This is a genomic window from Clostridioides sp. ZZV14-6153 (assembly GCF_020657855.1).
In the GTDB taxonomy this organism is placed as follows: Bacteria; Bacillota; Clostridia; order Peptostreptococcales; family Peptostreptococcaceae; genus Clostridioides.
The window spans coordinates 585,323-606,840 of sequence record NZ_JAGWCZ010000001.1; the positions used below are offsets into that span (position 1 = coordinate 585,323).

General features: G+C 26.8%; 22 protein-coding genes and 1 riboswitch. Of the genes, 17 read left to right on the top strand and 5 right to left on the bottom strand.

Annotated features, from left to right (window positions below):
• Positions 1-35 precede the first annotated feature (35 nt).
• On the bottom strand, positions 36-905 hold the full coding sequence (locus tag KGF46_RS02725) for a methionyl aminopeptidase (protein WP_227840285.1): 870 nt from the start codon (positions 903-905) through the stop codon (positions 36-38).
• A 142-nt stretch (positions 906-1,047) separates the two neighbouring features.
• On the bottom strand, positions 1,048-2,301 hold the full coding sequence (locus tag KGF46_RS02730) for an anthrax toxin lethal factor-related metalloendopeptidase (protein ID WP_227854561.1): 1,254 nt from the start codon (positions 2,299-2,301) through the stop codon (positions 1,048-1,050).
• 291 nt (positions 2,302-2,592) lie between these two features.
• Here KGF46_RS02730 and KGF46_RS02735 point away from each other — a divergent pair, with 291 nt between their 5' ends.
• The 11 genes from KGF46_RS02735 to KGF46_RS02785 all read left to right on the top strand — a co-directional run bounded on the left by KGF46_RS02735 (position 2,593) and on the right by KGF46_RS02785 (position 13,030).
• The gene (locus tag KGF46_RS02735) at positions 2,593-2,904 is read left to right on the top strand and encodes a GIY-YIG nuclease family protein (protein ID WP_227827450.1); all 312 of its coding nucleotides are present in this window, start codon (positions 2,593-2,595) and stop codon (positions 2,902-2,904) included.
• A gap of 93 nt (positions 2,905-2,997) precedes the next feature.
• A riboswitch (TPP riboswitch) is annotated at positions 2,998-3,090 on the top strand.
• A 103-nt stretch (positions 3,091-3,193) separates the two neighbouring features.
• Complete coding sequence (thiD, locus tag KGF46_RS02740) at positions 3,194-3,988, top strand: bifunctional hydroxymethylpyrimidine kinase/phosphomethylpyrimidine kinase (RefSeq protein WP_227827451.1); 795 nt, start codon at positions 3,194-3,196, stop codon at positions 3,986-3,988.
• A 26-nt stretch (positions 3,989-4,014) separates the two neighbouring features.
• Entirely contained in the window at positions 4,015-4,806 is a 792-nt protein-coding gene (gene thiM / locus KGF46_RS02745) for a hydroxyethylthiazole kinase (protein ID WP_227850818.1), read from the top strand.
• A gap of 21 nt (positions 4,807-4,827) precedes the next feature.
• On the top strand, positions 4,828-5,460 hold the full coding sequence (gene thiE, locus KGF46_RS02750) for a thiamine phosphate synthase (RefSeq protein ID WP_227850817.1): 633 nt from the start codon (positions 4,828-4,830) through the stop codon (positions 5,458-5,460).
• Positions 5,461-5,596: 136 nt separating this feature from the next.
• A complete protein-coding gene (locus tag KGF46_RS02755; RefSeq protein ID WP_227850816.1) occupies positions 5,597-5,899 on the top strand; it encodes a PTS sugar transporter subunit IIB in 303 nt (100 codons plus the stop codon).
• 608 nt (positions 5,900-6,507) lie between these two features.
• Positions 6,508-9,264, top strand: coding sequence for a sigma 54-interacting transcriptional regulator (locus KGF46_RS02760; RefSeq protein ID WP_227861784.1), 2,757 nt, complete (start codon positions 6,508-6,510; stop codon positions 9,262-9,264).
• A 131-nt stretch (positions 9,265-9,395) separates the two neighbouring features.
• On the top strand, positions 9,396-9,875 hold the full coding sequence (locus KGF46_RS02765; protein ID WP_227850814.1) for a PTS sugar transporter subunit IIB: 480 nt from the start codon (positions 9,396-9,398) through the stop codon (positions 9,873-9,875).
• 15 nt (positions 9,876-9,890) lie between these two features.
• A complete protein-coding gene (locus KGF46_RS02770) occupies positions 9,891-10,313 on the top strand; it encodes a PTS sugar transporter subunit IIA (RefSeq protein WP_227827457.1) in 423 nt (140 codons plus the stop codon).
• Between the two features lie 28 nt (positions 10,314-10,341).
• Entirely contained in the window at positions 10,342-11,133 is a 792-nt protein-coding gene (locus tag KGF46_RS02775) for a PTS sugar transporter subunit IIC (protein ID WP_227861293.1), read from the top strand.
• Positions 11,126-11,926 (top strand): PTS system mannose/fructose/sorbose family transporter subunit IID, encoded by an 801-nt coding sequence (locus KGF46_RS02780; RefSeq protein WP_227827459.1) that lies wholly within the window; start codon positions 11,126-11,128, stop codon positions 11,924-11,926. The genes KGF46_RS02775 and KGF46_RS02780 overlap by 8 nt, the downstream gene beginning before the upstream one ends.
• Before the next feature lie 48 nt (positions 11,927-11,974).
• Positions 11,975-13,030: an SIS domain-containing protein gene (locus KGF46_RS02785; protein ID WP_227827460.1), complete on the top strand. Its 1,056-nt coding sequence runs from the start codon at positions 11,975-11,977 to the stop codon at positions 13,028-13,030.
• A 195-nt stretch (positions 13,031-13,225) separates the two neighbouring features.
• On the opposite strand, the gene KGF46_RS02790 is transcribed toward KGF46_RS02785, so the two are convergent.
• From KGF46_RS02790 to KGF46_RS02800, 3 genes are read right to left on the bottom strand one after another with little or no spacing between them, the layout of a single operon-like run.
• Entirely contained in the window at positions 13,226-13,975 is a 750-nt protein-coding gene (locus KGF46_RS02790; RefSeq protein WP_227840906.1) for an ABC transporter permease, read from the bottom strand.
• Positions 13,969-14,931 (bottom strand): ABC transporter ATP-binding protein, encoded by a 963-nt coding sequence (locus tag KGF46_RS02795; protein ID WP_227840905.1) that lies wholly within the window; start codon positions 14,929-14,931, stop codon positions 13,969-13,971. Before KGF46_RS02795 ends, KGF46_RS02790 begins: the two co-directional genes overlap by 7 nt.
• 3 nt (positions 14,932-14,934) lie before the next feature.
• Complete coding sequence (locus tag KGF46_RS02800) at positions 14,935-15,393, bottom strand: GyrI-like domain-containing protein (RefSeq protein WP_227827463.1); 459 nt, start codon at positions 15,391-15,393, stop codon at positions 14,935-14,937.
• 357 nt (positions 15,394-15,750) lie between these two features.
• Here KGF46_RS02800 and KGF46_RS02805 point away from each other — a divergent pair, with 357 nt between their 5' ends.
• The 6 genes from KGF46_RS02805 (at position 15,751) to KGF46_RS02830 (ending at position 21,036) form a co-directional block, all read left to right on the top strand.
• Positions 15,751-16,107, top strand: coding sequence for a GntR family transcriptional regulator (locus tag KGF46_RS02805; RefSeq protein ID WP_227433053.1), 357 nt, complete (start codon positions 15,751-15,753; stop codon positions 16,105-16,107).
• Between the two features lie 72 nt (positions 16,108-16,179).
• Positions 16,180-16,896: an ABC transporter ATP-binding protein gene (locus tag KGF46_RS02810; RefSeq protein WP_227861785.1), complete on the top strand. Its 717-nt coding sequence runs from the start codon at positions 16,180-16,182 to the stop codon at positions 16,894-16,896.
• On the top strand, positions 16,889-17,713 hold the full coding sequence (locus KGF46_RS02815; protein WP_227827465.1) for an ABC transporter permease: 825 nt from the start codon (positions 16,889-16,891) through the stop codon (positions 17,711-17,713). Before KGF46_RS02810 ends, KGF46_RS02815 begins: the two co-directional genes overlap by 8 nt.
• 10 nt (positions 17,714-17,723) lie before the next feature.
• Positions 17,724-18,935: a hypothetical protein gene (locus KGF46_RS02820; protein ID WP_227861786.1), complete on the top strand. Its 1,212-nt coding sequence runs from the start codon at positions 17,724-17,726 to the stop codon at positions 18,933-18,935.
• 8 nt (positions 18,936-18,943) lie between these two features.
• Positions 18,944-19,756, top strand: a complete 813-nt coding sequence (locus KGF46_RS02825) for a hypothetical protein (RefSeq protein WP_227827467.1) — start codon at positions 18,944-18,946, stop codon at positions 19,754-19,756.
• A gap of 11 nt (positions 19,757-19,767) precedes the next feature.
• Positions 19,768-21,036 carry a hypothetical protein gene (locus KGF46_RS02830; protein WP_227861787.1) on the top strand — a complete coding sequence of 423 codons (1,269 nt, stop codon included), beginning with the start codon at positions 19,768-19,770 and terminating at the stop codon, positions 21,034-21,036.
• Positions 21,037-21,518 lie beyond the last annotated feature (482 nt).

Below are 21,518 nucleotides of genomic sequence, written 5' to 3' on the forward strand. Positions count from 1 at the left end.
AGATTGAAAACTCAATCTTTATAGGCTTTTATTTTTTATTGAGTTAAAATTTCAGCTCCTGTCTCTGTAACTAAAATCATGCACTCCCATTGAGCAGATAATTTACCATCTTTTGTGTAGATAGTCCAATCATTTTCTTCATCAACAAAAATCTCATGAGTTCCTTCGTTTACCATAGGTTCTATCGTAAATATCATTCCAGGAACCAATAACATTTCAGTTCCTTTTTTAGAAACATAACTTACAAATGGGTCTTCATGAAAATTTAGTCCAACTCCATGCCCACCAATTTCCCTAACAACAGAATATCCATTTTCTTTTGCATAAGAATTAATAGCATCACCTATATCACCCAAGAATCCCCATGGTTTAGCAGCCTCAAGACCTTTTTGAATGCATTCTTTAGTAACTTGAACCAATTTTTTTGCATTCTCTTTAACATTTCCTACCATAAACATTCTTGAAGCGTCTGAGTAATATCCATTAAAAATAGTAGAAACATCTACATTTATAATATCTCCATCCTTTAATATGATGTCTTTACTTGGGATACCATGACAAACTTCATTGTTTATTGATGTACATACACTTTTAGGAAAACCATTATAATCTAGTGGTGCAGGAATAGCTCCATTTTCTAATGTAAAGTTGTGGACTAATTCATTTATATCTTCTGTAGACATTCCAACTTTAATTTTATCTGAAATATAATCTAAAATCTTTGTGTTTATTACAGCACTTTTTTTTATTTCTTCAATTTGTGTTGCATTTTTTATGATGTCATGAGTAGGTACAATATGACCTAGCTGAGCGAATGAATTTATTTTATTATCTATATCCATATGACATTTTTTATATTTTTTAGTACTTCCACACCAACAAGCATCATTTCTGTTTAATTTCATAACTCTTCATCCTTTTATTATTTATTTAAATCATGGGCTACATAAACTATTTTAAAATATAACCATTAGAAATATTATAACATAAATATCAAAAAGTCTTTTATAAAGAGTAATTTATTAAATAGAAATATATTATTAAGTATTAATGTATTTCATAGCTTAGTTCTAATTCTTCAAGAAAATTATATGTTAAAGGACAATTTTCTTTCAATATATTTTTTGAGTCTTCATCAAGATAATAATGCACAAATGATTCCGCAAAAAATTCTTCTGGGAATTTACTAATGTATGCATGTGCAACTTGTTTAGGGTCATAAAGTTTATATTTTTCTTGAGTAAACACTTCCATAAATTCTTCTGAATTTGATTTTTTGTCTAAGACATTTTTATCTATGGCATGTGCAGTTTCATGTAATTCCAAATTTTTAGCTGAATGAACATTTGCATAACTAGGGTTACTATAACCTATTTTAGCTACAATAGAGTTGTTTCTATATACCCCAGGTACATCCTTCCAAGTTTTACCTGATCTTACCCAACACGGAGGTAATTGGTGTTTTAAATCACTAAATTCTGGTTCATCAGTTAAATTTGAATTTATTAATTTTATAACTATATCTTTTTCTTTAAGTGTTTGTAGATATTTTCCATTTATGTTTGAAAGTCTGTTTTTCATGTTTTCAACTTCATCTTTATCATAGTCTGAATTATCTGGAAGTATAAGCATTTGTTCAATTATATCTATATTACTTTCTCCTATATTTTCACTGTTTTCGTTAACTTCATATTTGAGATTATCATCTTGATAAAGAGTCATATTTGTATTGTTTTCTGAAAGATAGGAGTGAATATTTTCTAAATCTAAAATGTTCATTTGATGTAAAATATTTTTTGTTTCACCACTCCATACCACTAAAGAAAGTGAATTAAAGTTAATCAGTGGATTTTCTTTCATTTTTGTTTCATTACTTATACTGACATCGAATACATATTCAATGGAGTTTTCTATATCAAGATTGTTTGTGTTCTTCTTAAGATATAGATATGCTTGTCTTAACTCTATATAAATGTTATCTAAATATTCGTCAAAAAATTCTGATAGATTGTTTGTAAATATTTCTTCGCTTAAAAGTTCGCTTTTATCAGTTACACTTTCAATTAAAGTATTAATTTCTTTTATCATCTCAGAAATATTTATCTTCTTACTTGCTTTTTCATCAGACACATTGCATGGTGCAAGAGCAATGCAATAAAAATCTTCTTCTTTTTTGTAAAAGGCTTTAAGTGATTTTGACAAAAGTGTAAAGTATACACCTATCTGTAAATTGACTTTAAATAAGTTCTTTTGTGATAATTCAATATTATTGCTTTTAGCTGTAATTAAATTGTTTTCCATAATCATTGCCCCCTTTTTATTAGGTTATCATAATTTTTTTATATATGTCAATTTATTTTTTTGAAAATTATAATTTTTTTGAAAATTTTATTTTTTATATTTGTGAATTTTTTGTTAGAAGAATAAATATGTTATTAATATGTCAAAATTTAGCGTCAAATACTCTTAGAATCTACTTTACTAATTTGCATTTGAGTTATTGTTAGAGCTGATTAATATATATAATTTACAGCAGTTTTTTTTATTTTATAATATAATGTTTATATATTTAATTTAAGGATGTGAATTAAGATGTATTTTACATATATTATAAGATGTAAAGATGATTCTCTATATACTGGATATACTAGCAATATAGCAAGAAGAATGAATGAACATAAGCTAGGAATTAATTCAAAGTATACAAGAGCAAAGGGATTTAAAAAGTTAGAAGTTTACTTTGTAACAAATACAAAAAGTAATGCAATGAAATTAGAATACTATATAAAAAAATTAACTAGGGATAAAAAATTATCTATAATAAAAAATCCCAATATACTTATAGATTCAATTGACAATAAAGAAAATTACATTATTGGAGAACAGATAAAAGAACTGAAGTAAGTGTCTTTAATTACATAGTAAATAAATGTATATAGTGTAAAAACTTGACAATAAATACTATTGTAATATAATGAAGTTATAAATATAATAAATTAAAATAGCTAGGGGAGCCAAGAGCTGAGAGGAATACCGACCCTTACACCTGAACTGGATAATGCCAGCGTAGGAAAGCTTAGTATAAAACTTAAGTATGTATTATTTGTGATATATGCGAATTTCTAAGCTATACCTATTGTAGGTATAGCTTTTTTAGTTAATTTATTTAAATTAAATTTTTAGGAGGGTATAAATGAGTAACTATAAAATACCAACACTTACAATAGCTGGTTCAGATTCATCTGGAGGAGCTGGAATCCAAGCTGATTTGAAAACTTTTAGTGCAATTGGCACATATGGAATGAGTGTAATAACAGCTATAACGGCACAAAATACTCAAGGTGTTTTTGCGGTAGAAGATTTAAGTCAAAGTATAATAAAAAAACAAATAGAGGCAGTATTTGATGATATACCTCCAAGAGCAGTAAAAATAGGAATGGTTTCAAGCCCAGAAATTATACTTGAAATAGTTGAAAATTTAAAAAAATACAATCCAGAATATTTAGTAGTAGACCCCGTAATGATATCTAAAAGTGGATATTATTTATTAAAACCAGAAGCAAAGGAGAATCTAATTAAATATTTAATACCACTTGCATATATAATTACACCAAATATTCCAGAAGCAGAAGAAATTACAGGAATAAAAATACATAATGTAGATGATATGAACAGTGTAGGAAAGAAAATATTAGAGCTTGGACCTAAATTTGTTCTTATGAAAGGCGGACATTTAGATGGAGAAGCAGTGGATATTTTAGTTGGTAAAAATATATTTGAAGTGTATAAAAGTGAAAGAATTGATAAAAAAAATACACATGGAACAGGATGTACATTATCTTCTGCAATAACATCTTACCTTGCATTAGGTTATGAAATAAAAGAAGCAGTAAAATTAAGTAAAATTTATATAACAGAAGCAATAAAAAATAGTTTTGATATAGGTCATGGAGTAGGTCCAGTACATCATTTTTATAAGTTTGAATAGTAAATAAAATTTTATGGAGGTAGAATATGTATAATTTAATTGAAGATGCAAAGAAAGTAAACCCATTAGTAATTCACTATACTAATAATGTAACAATAAATGATTGTGCTAATGTAACCTTAGCTATAGGTGCAAGCCCTCTTATGAGTTTTTCATATGAAGAAGTAGAAGAAATGGTAAGTATAGCAAATGCTGTAGTTATAAATATAGGAACCATGAATTCAAATATATTAGATTTGTTTTTATTGGCTGGAAAGTCTGCAAATAAATACAATAAACCTGTTATCTTAGACCCAGTGGGAGTCTTTGCAAGTAAAGCCAGAGCAGAACTTACAAATAAGCTTTTAAATGAAGTTAAATTTGACGTGGTTAAAGGGAATATAGCAGAAATAAAATTTATAGGTGGTTTTGATGTAATGGGTAAGGGAGTAGATTCCTTTGATGATGAAGAAGATTCTACTGATATAATAAAAAAAGTTTCTGAAAAGCTTGAATGTATAGTTGCAGCAACTGGAAAAATAGATATAATAACTGATAGTAAGGATACATATAAAATAAATAATGGAACTGAGAAGCTAAAAGGTATTACAGGTACAGGATGTATGACTGCTAGCTTGATTGCAAGTTTTATGGCTGTGACTAAAAATACATTAGAAGCAGCTACAATGGGTGTACTTACAATGTCATTAAGTGGAGAGTTGGCTAATTTAAATAATCCACCAATAGGTACATTTAAAGAAAAGCTAATGAATTCTATTTACCAAATGGACGAAGAGATTATAAGTAAATACTCTAATATTGAATTTTTAAATGAATAAATGCTCAACAGGAGGATGTAAATGATAGATAAAGAATGTTTAAAAAAAGACTTAAAGTTATATTTAGTGACTGATTCTGAAATGCTAGAAGGTAGAGATTTTTATAAATGTATTGAAGATGCAATAGCTTCTGGAATAACAACTGTGCAACTTAGAGAAAAAAATGCTTCTGGAAAAGAATTTTTAAAAAAGGCTATGAGGCTAAGGGAAATAACTAGAAAACATGGTGTTAAGTTTATAATAAATGATAGAGTAGATATAGCAATTATTTGTGATGCAGATGGAGTACATGTAGGACAGAGTGACATTGATGCCAAGGAAGTTAGAAAGCTTATAGGGAAGAATAAAATACTAGGTGTATCAGCAAGAACTTTAGAAGAAGCTATCTGTGCAAAAAATGATGGTGCAGACTATTTAGGTATAGGGTCTATATTTACAACATCTACTAAATTGGATGCTAAATCCGCATCATTTGAAACTGTCAAAGAAATTAAAGAAAAGGTAGATATACCATTTGTATTGATTGGTGGGATAAAACTAGATAATATAGATAAACTTAAGTGTTTAAATAGTGATGGATATGCTATAATATCTGCAATATTAAAATCTGAAAATATATCTAAAGAAGTAGAAAAGTGGACATTAGAAATATAAAATGAGTTATGGTAGTGAAAAAATTGGTAAAATTTGATATAATTTAAAAGTAAAATACAGGAAGTTATAAATGTAAACTTTTCTACATATACTTTTTAATCAAAATATATGTAGATTTGATTAAAAGGAGATGTAAATGATTAGGATATTATTAGTGTGTGTTGGTGGTATGTCTTCTACTTTATTAGTAAATAAAATGGAGAAAGATGCAAAGAAAAGAGATATAGACTGTAAAATATGGGCAGTTGGAGAAGGAAATATAAAATCAGAACTTGGTAATTTTGATATTTTACTTCTTGGACCACAGCTTAGATTTATGTTTGATGATGTAAAATCTATAGTTGGAGATAAAGCTCCAGTAGCTATAATAGATATGGTAAACTATGGTACTTGTAATGGTCATGCTGTATTAAATACAGTACTAGAAATACTAAGTTAAATCAATCTTCTATAGTGAACTCTATGATATAGAGTTCACTTTTTATATTCTTTAGCAAAAATAAATGATGAAAGGAGTACAGAAAAAATTAAACATCCTGATATAATATTCGAATTAAAATTTGAAGAATTGAAATTTATTAATGTTAAGGTTACAAATATTATCCTTATAAAAATCATAGCTTTTTATATTTCTATCAAAATTTAAGATTTTACAAATTTTTTCTAATCAACTATTAATATTCTTTTTATTTATTATATACTAAATAAAATTTAAAATCATTAATTTAAGTCTAATAGAATATTCTTAATAAAAAAATATATCGAAATTTTTTTCTAATTTTTTATTTTCAACAAGGCTGATTTAAATTATTCATCTTTATAGATTCTTAATATATAATTAACTTAGAAAAAATTATTTCTAGATGAAAAATTAATAAAGGAGAATATGATGTTATCATTATCTATAATATTTATGTGTATAGTATTTTAAAATTTTACTCTTACTTAAAAAAGATAGAGTTGTTTTTATATGTACTTTATTCCTAAATTTGCACTAATATATAAATGATACATTGGTATTATTGACATTTATATTGGAGGTTGATTATGAAGAATGAGATTTTACGTTTTATAAATGAAAAGGTATTATTTAACAATTTTGATGAACTTAAAAACCAGAGTGGTATAGTAACAGAAGATATAGTAAAAAAATTTAATTTAAGTAGAACTCAATCAAGTCGATTATTAAATGACTTGGTAAAGTCTGATAATCTTATAAAGATAAATAGTAGACCTGTTATCTTTCTACCAAAAAATAAGATAAATGATGCAATAGGTCCTACAAAAAAAAGTATTTATGAAAGTGTTGATGAACTTAATAATGAGTGTAAATTATTAAAGCAGGAAATTGTATTTAACAGTATTATAGGTCATGAAAGTAGCCTAAAAGAGGCAATAGAACAAATAAAAACCGCTGTACTTTATCCAAATGATGGACTTACAATAATGCTAACAGGCGAAAGTGGTGTAGGTAAAACTTTTTTAGCGAAGGTAATATATAAATATAGTGTAAGTAGTAATATATTAGAAAAAAATTCTCCATATAATGTACTAAACTGTGCACAATATTATAATAATCCAGAGTTATTATCAAGTATACTATTTGGACATGTCAAGGGAGCTTATACTGGAGCAAATGAATCTAGAGCTGGGTTAATAGAGAAATCTGATGGTGGTATATTATTTTTAGATGAGGTACATAGATTAAACAGTGAAGGTCAGGAAAAGTTATTTACATTTATGGATACAGGTACATTTTCTAGAATTGGAGAGAATGGAGTAAATAGAAGTGCTAAGGTAAGACTAGTATTTGCTACAACAGAAAGCTTATCTGAGTTTTTGCAGACTTTTTTAAGAAGAATACCTATAAATATTTATGTTCCAAATATAGAGGAAAGAGGAACTATTGAAAAAAGGAAGATTATAGAACATTTTATATATGAGGAAAGTAAGGTGCTTGGTTTACCCATAGAGATAACTCAAATTACATTAAATACAATTTTAAAGATAAAATTCAAAGGTAATATAGGTGAATGTAAAAATGTAATAAAATATGCATGTGGAAGGGCATATGCAAAAAATCAAAAAAGAAATGGAAATATTTTTGTTACACTTCAAGACCTTCCTAGAAATATTTATATAGAAAATGTAGATATATTTCAGTTCCAAAGTGCTAAAAGCAAAAGTATTGTGTTTTCTCCTAAACAATTTAATATTGAGACATCAAATGAAGGAAATAAAAGAAATATAATATATCAAAGTCTTATAAAGTGTTTAGATTATTTTGATAGACTAGAAAAAAAAGAAATAACGAAAGAGTTATTTAGTGAAAAGAGCTCCAACTTAATGATTAGATTAATGGATAACTTAGTTTTTTCAAATAATGATGAAAATAAAAATGTACTTATGGAGCTTATAATATCTATAATGCAGGACATATTTAGAAATTTAGAAGTTAACAACAATATAAAATATGATGGGAATAATGTATTAGCATTTTCTTCGTATCTTTATTTGAAGGATGAGTCTTATCAATTGTCTGATGAATGTAAAATCTTACAAAGTAAATTACTAACATATTTAAAAAAAGAGAATTACAAAGAATACTCTATAGTAAATAAAGTATCGACATTAATAGCAAATAGATTGGATATGTACCTTAATAATGTAGATATAATTATAATGATTATATTTATTAAGTCAACCATTATAAGAATGAAGTCTAATAAAGTTAATGCAATGATTATAGCACATGGGTATGCTACTGCTAGTAGTATGGCAAATGTATGTAATCGTATGTTGGGTAAAAATGTATTTACAGCTATTGATATGCCAATAGATTCGACAATTGCTGATGTATCAAATCAAATGTCTAGATACTTGGAAGGAGATAGGATAAAAAATGGACTAGTTGTGTTATTTGATATGGGCTCTCTTAATCTGATATATGAAGATTTAAAGAGCAAAATAAATAGTCCAATGTTGTTTATAGACCAAATATCCACTATTTCTGCATTAGAGGTAGGCAACTTATTAATGCAAGGTAAAAATATTGAAGATATTGCAGAAATTATGGATGAAGAAATTAAACCCAATATACAATTGTATTATCCTCAAAAAAATAAGGAGTATGCTATAGTATCTTCTTGTTTTACTGGGATAGGTACTGCTATAAAAATCCAACATCTACTTTCAGAAAGTTTAATTGGTATAGTCGATGTTAAGATAATACCTCATGATTATGAGAGTCTTGTTTTTATGGGAGGTAAAGATCCAATTTTTAAGATGTATGATGTATTGGCCATAGTAGGAACTGCTAATCCAAATGTAAATGGAGTAGATTTCATACTGTTAGAGGATATAATATCAGGAAAAGGAGAAGAGGATGTCTTTAGAATATTTAGTAAAGTAGTAGAAAGTGAAAAAATCAAAAACATAAATGATTCTATCATAAAGAATTTTTCTTTGACTAGAGTAATAGATAGTCTGACTATTTTAGACTCAAAAAAAATAATAGAGAGAATAGAAGAAGGAATCAACGCTATAGAAAATAATCAAAAGAAAAAGCTTCCTAATGATAAAAAAATTGCTTTATATGTTCACTTAAGTTGTATGATTGAAAGATTAGTTAGACAAGCTGAGATTGAAGAGTATACTGATATGAATTTATTAATTAAAAACCATCACAGTGAAGTTAAACTAATAAAAAATGCATTTAGTGTGCTAGAAAAGAGTTATAGTGTGCATATATCTATTTCAGAAATAGGATACATCTATAATATTATTTATGGACCACTTCAGTAGAATACAGTATTAAAAAATAAATAAATAAAATTAAAAAAAGTATGCCACTAGTTGGCATGCTTTTTGCTTTTATAAGTAAACAAGAGGATAAAAAATAAAAATTTTAATATATAATGGAGGATTTGAGGAAAATGATATCTTTAATGAGGATTGATGACAGACTAATACATGGGCAGGTGGCATATGGATGGACAACATCACTAGGTATAAATGTAATATTAGTTGCAAATGATGAAGCAAAAAACGATCAAATGAAAGCCATGTCATTAAATTTAGCTAAGCCTAGTAATGTAACTTTATATATAAGGGGGATAGAGGAATCTGGAGAAATAGTAGAAAAATTTGCTTCTTCAAAGAAAAGTAATGTATTAGTATTGGTAAAAAATACAAAAGATGCTTTAGATGTAGCTAAAAACTCAGGAGGAGTTTTAAAAGAAATAAATGTAGGTGGATTAAGATACGAAGAAGGAAAGAAGAAGCTGACAGACTTAGTTGCTGTTGATGATAATGATATAAACAATTTTAAAGAAATAACTGATTTAGGAATTGATATAGAATTTAGAATGTTACCTAGAGACAAAAAGAAAAAATTATCAGACTTAATAAAATAATTTGGGAGAAAGAAAATGAAAAATTTTTTAATTGCAACACATGGAGAATTGTCTAAGGAGCTTGTTGAGACAAGTAAATTAATAATTGGTTCATTAAGTAATGTTGAGTACTTTTGTATGACAAAAGATAAATCAGCAGACGATGCTGAGAAAGAAATGATAAGTATATTATCAAATAACAAAGATAATGGAGAACTTATCATACTAACAGATATATTTGGTGGAAGTGTAGCAAACATATGTACTAATTTACTTTTGCAGGGGTTTAAATTTGAGTTATTAACAGGAGTAAATTTACCAATGCTTTTGGCTATTCTTTTATCACCAGAAGAGGATGTAAAGCTATTAGCTAAATCGGGTTTAGAGGAAGCGAGAAATGGAATTGTTCATGTAAATGAATTATTAGAAAATAAAAATGAAATCAAGAATGTGATGTAATTAATGTAAATTAAGAGGGAGGTTCACTATGTTAGTACAAGCTATTATGTTAGCTATTATAGCAGGCTTTGGTATATTAGATGGACGTATATTTGGTCAATCTATGTTTGATAGACCAATAGTTACAGGGGCATTAGTAGGATTAGTTTTAGGAGATATAAAGTCAGGAATTATGATTGGTGCACAACTTGAATTAATTTGGATGGGAATTGCAGGAATAGGTGCAGCTACTCCTCCAGATGTAGTAACAGGTGGTGTATTAGGTACAGCTTTTGCTATATTATCAGGAAATGGTGCAGAAGTTGCTCTAGCTGTAGCAGTGCCAGTAGCAGTCTTAGCACAATCTCTTGGAGTATTAGTTAGAATAGTAAACTCATATTTTTCTCAAAAGGCAGTTTTCTATGCTAAACAAGCTGACTTTAAAAAGGTTACCATAATGATGTGGGTGCCAGTAGTATTATTCTTTTTAAGTACATCAGTTCCAACATTTTTAGCAATTATGATTGGTGCTGATAAAGTTACAACATTAATAAATGCAATACCTAAAGTTATACTAGACGGATTAGGTGTTGCAGGAACATTGTTACCAGCAGTAGGATTTGCACTACTTATGGATATGTTACTTTCAAAAAAGATGTCTGTATTTTTCTTTATAGGATTCCTCCTAGCATCTTATGTTGGACTAGATATAACTGCAATAGCGTTGTTTGGAGTCTGTGTAGCAGTTATATTAAACTTTTATATTAATAACAAAGAAAATAGTCAAAATCCTCAAGTAGCAACTAATGTTTTAACGGAAGGAGAGATTGACTTTGAATAAACTAACAAAAAAAGAATTAAGAAGTATGTTTTGGCGTTCATTTGCTCTTCAAGGTGCATTCAATTATGAAAGAATGCAAAACTTAGGTTACTGCTATGCAATGTTACCTGCAATAAAGAAGTTATATAATAAAAAAGAAAATCAAGCAAAAGCAATAGAAAGACATTTAGAGATGTTTAATACAACCACAGTAGTAGTTCCTGCTATATTAGGTATAACAGCAGCTATGGAAGAGGAAAATGCTAATAATCCAGAATTTGATGAAAGTTCAATTAGTGCTGTTAAAACAGCTCTTATGGGACCCCTTGCAGGAATTGGGGATTCGCTGTTTTGGGGAACATTTAGAATTATAGCGGCTGGAATAGGAGTATCACTTGCAAAAGAAGGAAATATATTTGGACCACTATTATTCTTACTATTGTACAATATCCCAGCATTTGCTCTAAGAATACTTGGACTTAAATATGGATATAAAGTCGGGGTAAATTCCCTTGAAAGAATACAAAGAGAAGGGCTTATGGAGAAAATAATGTCTATGGCTACAACAGTTGGTTTATTTGTTGTAGGAGGAATGGTTGCAACAATGTTAAGTATAACCACTCCATTAAAATTTAATTTAAATGGTGCAGAAGTGGTTTTACAAGATATATTAGATAAAATAATACCTAATATGTTACCTTTAACTTTTGCATTTGTAATATATTACATGTTAAAGCGAAAGGTAAGTGTAACAAAGTTAACTCTAGGCATTATAGTGGGAGGAATTGCTTTACATGCAATAGGATTATTATAGAAACAAAATTATAATTTATTGAATATATGAATAAGGAAGGCATACAAAATGAGAATACAAGATTATATGTTAGAAACACCAGTTAAAATGAGAGAAATGATATCTAATGCAGATAATTTATTTAATGAAATTAAGAAAGAAGATATAAAAAAGATTATAATAACAGGTTCAGGTACTAGTTACCACTCAGGATTGCAAGTACAACCATATTTACAAAATTTATTAGACATAGATGTTGTAGAAAAGTATCCATTTATGATAACTGAAGATACGTTTAAATTTGATAATAAAAATACTTTGGTAGTAGGAATATCTCAAGGTGGAAGTAGTTATTCTGTATATAATGCTATGAAGTTAGCTGAAGACAAAGGTTGTAAAATAGCATCTATGGCGGGTTGTAAAAATGCTCTGATAGATGAGATTTCTGACTATATATTAACAGTGAATTGTGGTGAAGAAAAATCTGGTGCGAAAACAAAAGGCTTTTATTGCACAAAGTTAAATTTAATGTTATTAGGTCTTCAAATAGCTAGAGAAAAAGGAATAATATCTAGTGAAAAGTACAATGAAGAGATAAATAAGATATTAGATGCAATAGATAGATTTGAATCAGTATATAAATCATCTGAACAATGGATTGAAAGAAACAAAGAAAAGCTAGTTAACGCTAAAGAAATAAGAATAGTAGGCAACTCTGATATATATGGAGATACATTAGAGTCAGCATTAAAATTATTAGAGACAATGAGAATACCTGTAACTGGATATGAGTTTGAAGAGTTCATACATGGTGTGTACAATGCTATAAATAGTGATTCTACTATATTTATACTAGATACAGGGAAAGAGCCTAGAGTAACTAAGATGGTTGAAGTACTTTCTGGATGGACAGACAATGTATTTGTCATAGGTAGAGATGTTGCAGAAGAAGACAAAAATTTAAAGGCAAATATTATAGATAACCCTTACTATCAAACGTTTAACTTCATAGTACCTATACAATTGATATGTGGAGAAATACCTACATTAAGAGGTATAAACCCAAGCATTCCAAAAGATACTAAGTTCCACATGAAGTTAGGTAGTAAGAAGTTTAATAAGTAATTATACATATAAGTACTTTAGTTTATAGTTTCTTGTATAAATTTATAAATATACACTTAAGTAGCATGAATTATAAAGGTAGTGTCTCAAAATGATTTTAATTAATCATTTTGGAACACCACCTTTTTTAGTGTATCTTTAGTGTATATATAATAGATTAGTTTTTTACAAATCTACACACATTATCTTCAAAAATTAACTTACCATTTCTTTTTTTAGTCTCCACATAGCAAGTGCGAAACTTCCACAACATAATATTAAAAATAACACTATAACAGGTAGTATATCTCCAACCAGAATAGTTTTACCAAATATTAGGCTACGTAAAGTATTAATAACATGGGTAAATGGATTGAGCATAACTGCTATTTTTAATCCTCCAGATAAATCTTCAACAGGGAAGAGAGCAGAGCTTAAAAAGAAAATAGGAAGTACAATGGCAGTCATAATTGTTTCATAAATTATTTCATTTGGTAATAATAGGCTTATAGCATAAGCAAGACTTGATAAAAAAAAGGCTGTCATAAATATCAATACTATCATTATAGCAATTCCACCAATACCAGATGCTATTTTTACTGAAAAGAATATGCTTACTATGCATAAAATTGCTACTTCAATAAAAGACACTAGGATAGCTTCTAGTAACTGACCAAAGACAATGGAATATCTACTAATAGGTGCAATTAAAACTCTATAAAAACTTCCGCTATTTTTCATTATAAAATTGATGATACCACCACTACTACATGATGAAAAGATAACCAATACAATTATACCTGGAAGTATAAAAGCTGTATAATTATCAATATTCATATCACTCATAGTTTGGTTTGCGACAGAGCTATAAAGTACAAGCCAAAGAAGAGGTTGTAATATAGTAACTACAAATGAAATTGGATTTTTAAAACGCCATTTCATATTACGCCATAAGATATTTAACATTTCCATTCCTCCTTTGAATCCTTTTTAGAACTTGTTAATGCTAAAAAAACATCTTCAAGACTTGGTTCTACAATTTCTATTGCATCAAACTTTATATTATGCTCTAAAAGAAATTTATTTATTGAAGTAAGTGCAGTTCTACTATCTTCTACACTTATAAAAAGTGAATTTCCTCGTACATTCATAAATTTAACTAAGCAAGTATTTTTAATATCATTTTTATATTTTTTTATATCTTCATTATCATGAAATACGATACGAAGTATGTTTTGCTTAATATAACTACGCAAACTAGATGGTGTTCCTTGTGCCAAATCTTTTCCATTTTTCATAATACAGATATTATCACTTAGTTGTTCAGCTTCTTCAAGATAATGAGTAGTTAGAAAAATAGTTGTACCATATTCATCTCTAATTTTTAGTAGCATATCCCACATAGCTTTTCTTGAATCTACATCCATACCAACAGTAGGTTCATCTAAAAATAGAATTTTAGGAGATGACACCATATTCATAGCTATATCTAATCTACGTTTTACTCCACCAGAATAAGATGAGGTAGGATACTTTAAGTAACTAGTTAACTCAAATTTTTCAATTAAAGAGTTTATTCTTTCTTTTGCAACTTGTGGTTCCACTTTATACATTTTACTTTGGAATAGCATGTTTTCCATAAGAGACAGGTGTTCATCAATAGATATTTGTTGTGCTACACAAGCAATTTGAGTGCGTATCCAAGATGGATTATTTATTAAGTCTTTTCCAAACATTGTTACATTACCAGCTGTAGGTTTGTAAAAAGTGGTCAAAATATTGATAAGCGAAGATTTACCAGCACCATTTGGACCAAGCAAAGAAAAGATTTCTCCAGCCTTTACACTAAAACTTAGACCATTTAAAGCTTTTACACCATTTTTATATTCTTTTACTAAATTGTTGATTTCGATTGCCAACATATATTATTCCTCCTCTTTAAGTGGAAATATGATTTCTGTAATATATTTATCTGGATTACCTTTTATTAGCATACCTGGTCCTTTAATAAATACTTCTCTCCAAGGAGTTTGTATCGTTAGATTATTTTCATGAATATATTTAAATATCATTTCATATGTTTTTGGCAAATTACTATATGAACCCATGTGGGTAAAAAACAAAGCTTTTGTTTTAGGAAACTCTTTTATTGTTACACCCATACGATTTGGAGTTTCAGCAGTTGGTACACATAACTCCATTTTTCCTATGCCAGTTTCTTGGTCAACATTATGGTAGCAGAAGAATGGTGCACCATTTGATTTTCCTTTTATAGATTTAAATACATTTGGAAAATATTTTGTTGCTTCAGTCATAGGTCCATTGTAACTCATAGTAGCTGCTGTGACTGATTCGATGTTTTTAATTTCAATTTTATAATTCATTTGTTTTCCTCCCTAAGTATGTTTATAATGGTTTCATTAATCCATTAAGTATTAGTACAATATAAGATTTTTGATTCGTTGATGAGATAACCTTACCTTGTTTGCTTGTTTTCAAGTCTAACATAACATAAAATATATATCCTCTCATTTGATGCTCGATTTTGTAAACTTATTATTTGAATTTTGATTTCAATGATTTAATAAATTAAAATCAAAGAATTTATAAAAAAGTGTTTACAAATCAAGTGTATTAATCGTATAATACACTTAATGAAATATAAAATGAAATTTAAAGTAGGAATGTATTTTTTTAGAAAAAGTGTATTATCGTATTAATACACTAGAATAGGAGGAAGTATGAATTTTGAATTAGATAATACATCTCCCATTTATTTGCAAATAATAAAGCATATAAAGAGACAAATAGTAACCGGAGAATTAAAACCAGGAGAAACAATACCATCAAGAAGAGAAATGGCACTTAATTTAAAAGTAAATTTAAATACTGTTCAAAGAGCATATAAGGAGATGGGTGATATGAATATAATAAATACTTTTAAAAACTATCAGAGTAGCGTGACAGTTGATGAAAATATATTAAAAAATCTAAAACTAGAGCTAATAAATGAATCTTTAGTTGTATTTATAGAAGATATGAAGGCGATAAATGTTACTAAAGAAGAAGTTTTAAAGATAATAGAAGATAGATATTAGTTTTTTAATAAATATAAACACTTAACTTATAAGGTTAATTGTACAAGCATATTAAATATGGAGGACACTAATATGATAGAAATTAAAAATGTAAGTAAAACATATAAAAGAATGCAAGGGCTAAAAGTAAAAAAAATAGAGGCTTTAAAGAATGTAAGCTTCAATATTGAAAAAGGAAAAATAACAGCTTTACTTGGGATAAATGGTGTTGGTAAGTCAACAGTATTAAAAGCAATAGCAGGACTTATAAAAATTGACAGTGGAGAGATTTTAATGGATGGAGAAAAAATGAATAAAAACATATATAATAAACTTGCATTTGTTCCAGATGTAGAATCTCACTTTAGTAATACAACAATAAAAGAGTCATTTGAATTTATGGAAATTTTTTATCCAAGATGGAATAAAGAAAAATCAAAAGAAATGATGGATATATTTAAACTGAATGAAAATGAAGTAATTGACAATTTATCTAAAGGAAATATTGCAAGAGTAAAATTAATACTTGGATTTTGTCAAGACCCAGACTATATATTACTTGATGAACCATTCACAGGGATTGACTTGTTTAAAAGAGAAGAATTTATAGGGGTAATAGCACAATATATGAAAGAAAATCAAGCTATTATTATAACAACTCATGAGATAGTAGAAATAGAAAGCCTAGTTGATGAAGTTATAATTCTTGATGAAGGTAAAATAATAACATCATTTAATGCAGAAGATTTAAGAGAAAGAGAGGGTAAGTCTATATTAGATAAAATGAGGGAGGTATATAAGAATGAATAAGCTTCTATGTCTAATAAATGTAGATTTAAGGAGAAATAAGAGATTTTATATAGCTTATATATCTTTTTTATCTTTAATTACACTGTGTTTAAATTTATTTGAAATTATTAAATTTAAGAACTCTAAATTTATTATAAACTTAGCAATAGAGGATTTTGGAGGTGTATTTTATGGAATAGGTGTAATTGGGAATCTTAGATGTATCCAAATAATTTTACTGTACGGAATATTGGGAATGTTTACATACTATATTTTTATGTGGAAAAGAGATTTCTTTTCTAAAAATCAAAGTATTTATACTTTAATGATGTTACCGCAGGATAAATTTAAGCTTTGCATATCTAAGTCAATAGCTTTGATAACAATGGTATATGGTTTTTTGATAAGTCAGATAGCAACATTATTTATATGTAAATATATATTTAATTTTATTTTTAGAAATATTCCAATAGTTAATATGTCCTTTGCTCAGGATTTATATTATTTAAATTTAAAAAGTATTCCAATCGATTTTGTTTCTTTTATAACAATTTATGTGATTTTACTGCTTTTAGCTATTTCTTTTTTAAATTGTTGTATATTATTCACATTTTCTTACAGAGGTAAACTTTATGTGATTTTAATTACCTTGATAATTTTGGCAGGGCTATATTTTTCAACAGTGTATATAAATATAATTAGTTTGTTTAGAAAGTATTATGGATTTGTTGGAACACAACTTAATTCTTTAGGTAATTATGTATTAAGTTTTATAGTTATAATGTTTATTTTAAATGGAATCTCTTATTTTTTAATAAATAAGAAGTTGTCTGTTTAGGAGGTGTGTCATGAAATTAAAATCTAAAGTATCTATACTTATTATATTTTTAGCAGTAGTAATATATTTTAGTATAGACATATTGAACAATGAAAACAATTTAAGTATAAAAACTATAAAAGGTGACCCAGATGAATTGGACTATATAAACATAGATTTTGGATATGATTTTAATGGATATATAAATTCAAGATATATAATAAATGGAAGTAATAAAACTAAAAAAACAGAATTATTAAAATCAATAAAAGAGAGTGAGAATACGAATAATCTAATCGATGTCTCTAGTGGTTTAGATTCAATAGCTCATGTTGGTTTTGAAATAAATGATGATTCTAAATTTAATTCAAGAGGGATAAATTTTGTCATAGATGAGAAAAAAGAAGACCTAGAAAAAGGTGTATTTATGTCAGAAGGAAGTGATAAAAAAATTGAATATGAAAAACTAGATATGAACAACTTTATAAGAACGAGATATAAAGTAGATAAAGATATCGATGAGTATCATGTAAAAGTACTATCATCAAAAAGATACAAAAAAGACTTATATGTGTCTGTGCTTTATGCTCCAAGTGACTCATCAGAAAAAGATGAAGAAGCTTTGAGTACTATAGATATAATAAAGATTAATACTAAAAATAAAAAAATAGAGACGATAAAAAGTATAAATATAAGCAAGTATCTTTTTGAAAAATACAACAATATACAAAGTATTGATGTAAGTTATTCTAGTAAAGATGGAGATAAAATGTATATTTTGATAGAAGCAATAAATGCAAATACATGGGACGATGTTGCTTCTAAGCTAAATTTACTTGAGTATAATGTTGAAGAGAATAAAGATAACATAATAGAATTAAAAAGTTATGATAGAATGTCTTTGGAAAAAGCAAAGCTAAAAGATAGTAAATTATATATGATAATGTCAGAAAGAGATAATGCCAATAAAAGTAAAGAGATAAATTTAATAACTTATAACATACTAGATGGCGGTTTAGTTGAAGATAAATATGTTTTGGATGAAAAAGAAGAAAGAAGCATTAGAAACATTGAAATTGATTCAAATAAAATCATTGTATGTACATCAAAAATAAATCCCGTACTACCTTGGGACAATAAGACTATCCTATATATAATAAATAAAAATTCGAAAGAAATAGTGTATAAGGGAGAATTACAGTTTAATAGTTCAAATAGCAATTTAGAATTTGGAATAAAGTAGGTGAATTGATGAGAGATTTAATGAAGTTATTTGAGTTTGATTTAAAAAGAAACATAAAAAATTATATATTTATAATCATTTGTTGCTGTTCGATTGTATTTTTAAATCTAGTGAAAAATTTAAATGATTATAATTATATAATAGAGAATGCAGTAAAAACTGAGCAGTTATCAAAAGTAGGAAAGACAATAGAAACAGTAAGTGTCATGGGATTTTCAAGTTTTGGAAACATAATGGGTTCTATACAATCATGTTTTTTGTTTGGTATATTTGTGTGTATTTGTTATGCTTTCTTTATTTGGTATAGAGATTTTGATATGAAAAGTAAATCTATATATACACTTATGATGCTTCCTAAAAATAAAATTAATATTTATATATCTAAATTATTAAATGTATTGTTTCTAGTGTATAGCTACACGATATTATTTACTATAACTTTATTTATTGCAAGTAAGATACTACCGAATTATATGCTTGGTAGTATTACAAACTATAATTTTGTACAAGAAACAATATATAAGTTAAATATTTTACTTCCATACAGCTTTGAGAACTTATTAGTAGAATATGTATTTTTACTAATAGGAGTTATATGTGTAGTATTTACATCAATTCTTATAAATAAATCTGTGTATAAGATGAGGGCTTTAATGAGTTTTCTATTTTTAGTTATAGAAATTCTAATATTTATAATTCTTGTAGAATTTATTATACCTTATGAATATAGTAATGTATTTACTGTAGTATATTCAAGTGTGAGTATATTTGTATGTAGTTTTGTGTCTAATAAACTTTTAAATAATAAAATTGACTTTTAGGAGGTGTATATATGAGAGAAAAGAAATTAGGAAAATATACAATATGTTTTATAACAGTATGTTTATCAATGATTATTATGGCTTTGATATTGAGTTATCTTAATAAAAATAAATTATCTATAAGAACTTTAAATGGCAATATAAAGGATATAGGAAGAGTGAGTTTAGTATATACACCTAATATAAGTAAATATACTTATGAAGAAGTAATCATAAGTAAAAATGGGACAAGAAATGATACAAATCCTAAAACTAAAATTGGAAATGATTATTTGCATATTGATAAGAAATACAGCGATTTTATTGATGATAAAGGAAGCGAATTTATATATAAAGATGATTTGAATATAGGTGTAGCATATACTTCTACTAAGTCTAATTCAGTACATGAAAGAAACAATTTAAATGATTATATAAAAGTTTCAAATAAAAATTTAAAAAGTGATTTAGAAGAAAATTTTGATATTGATTTAAAAAAATCTGATTTTAAAGAAAATAGCTGGCGAACTGTTTTTAACCAAATATATAGGGGAAATTTATATATGGTGATTAGTGAAACCAATGTTTCAGGTGCTACAGTCAATAATATTTGTATATTAAAGATAGACATAAAAAATAAATCCTATAAATTATTAAATAGATTTAATTTAAATTCGCAAAGCAAATACCAACAGAGTATTAACGAGATTAAATTTTCTATTGGAACTAAACTTTATTTGGAGAGGTTAAATAACAAAGATATAAATGGTGACATTGAAGGTCATGATAATTATTCAGATTTTATTGTATATGATATAGAAGAGAATTCTTTCAATAAAAGTAATAAGTTTATGGATAATTTAAATAAAGAAAAAAATGCTGACCAAAGGGAAAGGGGTTTATTAAGTAAAACAAAGTTAGACTATATTGTTAGAGATAACAAACTAAATATTATAGTTACAGATAAAAGTCGTTCTATAATTAATCTTGTTTATAGTGTTGATTCCAATGAGATTAATTTAGAAGATTATGAAAGGCTTAATTTAAAAGTAAATTATGATGAAGCGTTATCTGGTGTTAGAAAAGTTAAGTTGCTAGATGATAAAATATATTCTATTTCAAGTGTAAAGGAAAATATTTCAGGAGAGAAAAAAGGAAGTGGAGTTACTTCTGATATAGTTGGAACTAAACCAATAAAATTTCAAGTATTTGATATGAGTCTTAAAAAAACAGTATATGAAGCTGAATTGATAAATGGAGATGTAAGTTTACAAGACAAGTTGTTTTTTGTAGCAAATTAAATAATAGTATTAATCTTATAACTTTAGATTGGTATACTTTTATTATATAAAAATGAATAAATAAAAATAAGGCAAGATAATTATACGTATATTTTGATTATCTTGTCTTATTTTTATCTTTGATATAAAAGCAATCTGAATAATATTTTTTACATATTATAAATATTCTAATATACTTTAATTTAATTCGATATTTAATTCACTTAAATTTGAAATGATAGTAATATAGTGGTAAAATTAATTATTAGAATATTAAAAATAATAGATAAATAATACATTATACTTGAAAAGGGGGAGAATTTAAAAATGAGCAAAAAGTATATAAAAGCAGGAAATTTAATTGATTAAAAAATAGCTACGCACACTCGTGACTTTAGTCATGAGTTAGTAGCTAAAATAGTCAGCATATAGGGAAACTTATATGTAGAGATAGGATAGAACCTATCCAATACTACTTGAATTGCTGGAAACCCCTAAAGCTA

Excerpts from the sequence above, each read along its gene's own strand:
- thiM (WP_227850818.1), top strand. The coding sequence starts at position 4,015 with ATGTATAATTTAATTGAAGATGCAAAGAAAGTAAACCCATTAGTAATT.
- thiE (WP_227850817.1), top strand. The coding sequence starts at position 4,828 with ATGATAGATAAAGAATGTTTAAAAAAAGACTTAAAGTTATATTTAGTG.
- KGF46_RS02765 (WP_227850814.1), top strand. The coding sequence starts at position 9,396 with ATGATATCTTTAATGAGGATTGATGACAGACTAATACATGGGCAGGTG.
- KGF46_RS02810 (WP_227861785.1), top strand. The coding sequence starts at position 16,180 with ATGATAGAAATTAAAAATGTAAGTAAAACATATAAAAGAATGCAAGGG.
- KGF46_RS02730 (WP_227854561.1), bottom strand. The coding sequence starts at position 2,301 with ATGGAAAACAATTTAATTACAGCTAAAAGCAATAATATTGAATTATCA.
- KGF46_RS02800 (WP_227827463.1), bottom strand. The coding sequence starts at position 15,393 with ATGAATTATAAAATTGAAATTAAAAACATCGAATCAGTCACAGCAGCT.
- KGF46_RS02805 (WP_227433053.1), top strand. The coding sequence starts at position 15,751 with ATGAATTTTGAATTAGATAATACATCTCCCATTTATTTGCAAATAATA.
- KGF46_RS02735 (WP_227827450.1), top strand. The coding sequence starts at position 2,593 with ATGTATTTTACATATATTATAAGATGTAAAGATGATTCTCTATATACT.
- KGF46_RS02790 (WP_227840906.1), bottom strand. The coding sequence starts at position 13,975 with ATGTTAAATATCTTATGGCGTAATATGAAATGGCGTTTTAAAAATCCA.
- KGF46_RS02755 (WP_227850816.1), top strand. The coding sequence starts at position 5,597 with ATGATTAGGATATTATTAGTGTGTGTTGGTGGTATGTCTTCTACTTTA.
- KGF46_RS02785 (WP_227827460.1), top strand. The coding sequence starts at position 11,975 with ATGAGAATACAAGATTATATGTTAGAAACACCAGTTAAAATGAGAGAA.
- KGF46_RS02770 (WP_227827457.1), top strand. The coding sequence starts at position 9,891 with ATGAAAAATTTTTTAATTGCAACACATGGAGAATTGTCTAAGGAGCTT.
- KGF46_RS02820 (WP_227861786.1), top strand. The coding sequence starts at position 17,724 with ATGAAATTAAAATCTAAAGTATCTATACTTATTATATTTTTAGCAGTA.
- KGF46_RS02775 (WP_227861293.1), top strand. The coding sequence starts at position 10,342 with ATGTTAGTACAAGCTATTATGTTAGCTATTATAGCAGGCTTTGGTATA.
- KGF46_RS02830 (WP_227861787.1), top strand. The coding sequence starts at position 19,768 with ATGAGAGAAAAGAAATTAGGAAAATATACAATATGTTTTATAACAGTA.
- thiD (WP_227827451.1), top strand. The coding sequence starts at position 3,194 with ATGAGTAACTATAAAATACCAACACTTACAATAGCTGGTTCAGATTCA.
- KGF46_RS02795 (WP_227840905.1), bottom strand. The coding sequence starts at position 14,931 with ATGTTGGCAATCGAAATCAACAATTTAGTAAAAGAATATAAAAATGGT.
- KGF46_RS02760 (WP_227861784.1), top strand. The coding sequence starts at position 6,508 with ATGAAGAATGAGATTTTACGTTTTATAAATGAAAAGGTATTATTTAAC.
- KGF46_RS02725 (WP_227840285.1), bottom strand. The coding sequence starts at position 905 with ATGAAATTAAACAGAAATGATGCTTGTTGGTGTGGAAGTACTAAAAAA.
- KGF46_RS02815 (WP_227827465.1), top strand. The coding sequence starts at position 16,889 with ATGAATAAGCTTCTATGTCTAATAAATGTAGATTTAAGGAGAAATAAG.
- KGF46_RS02825 (WP_227827467.1), top strand. The coding sequence starts at position 18,944 with ATGAGAGATTTAATGAAGTTATTTGAGTTTGATTTAAAAAGAAACATA.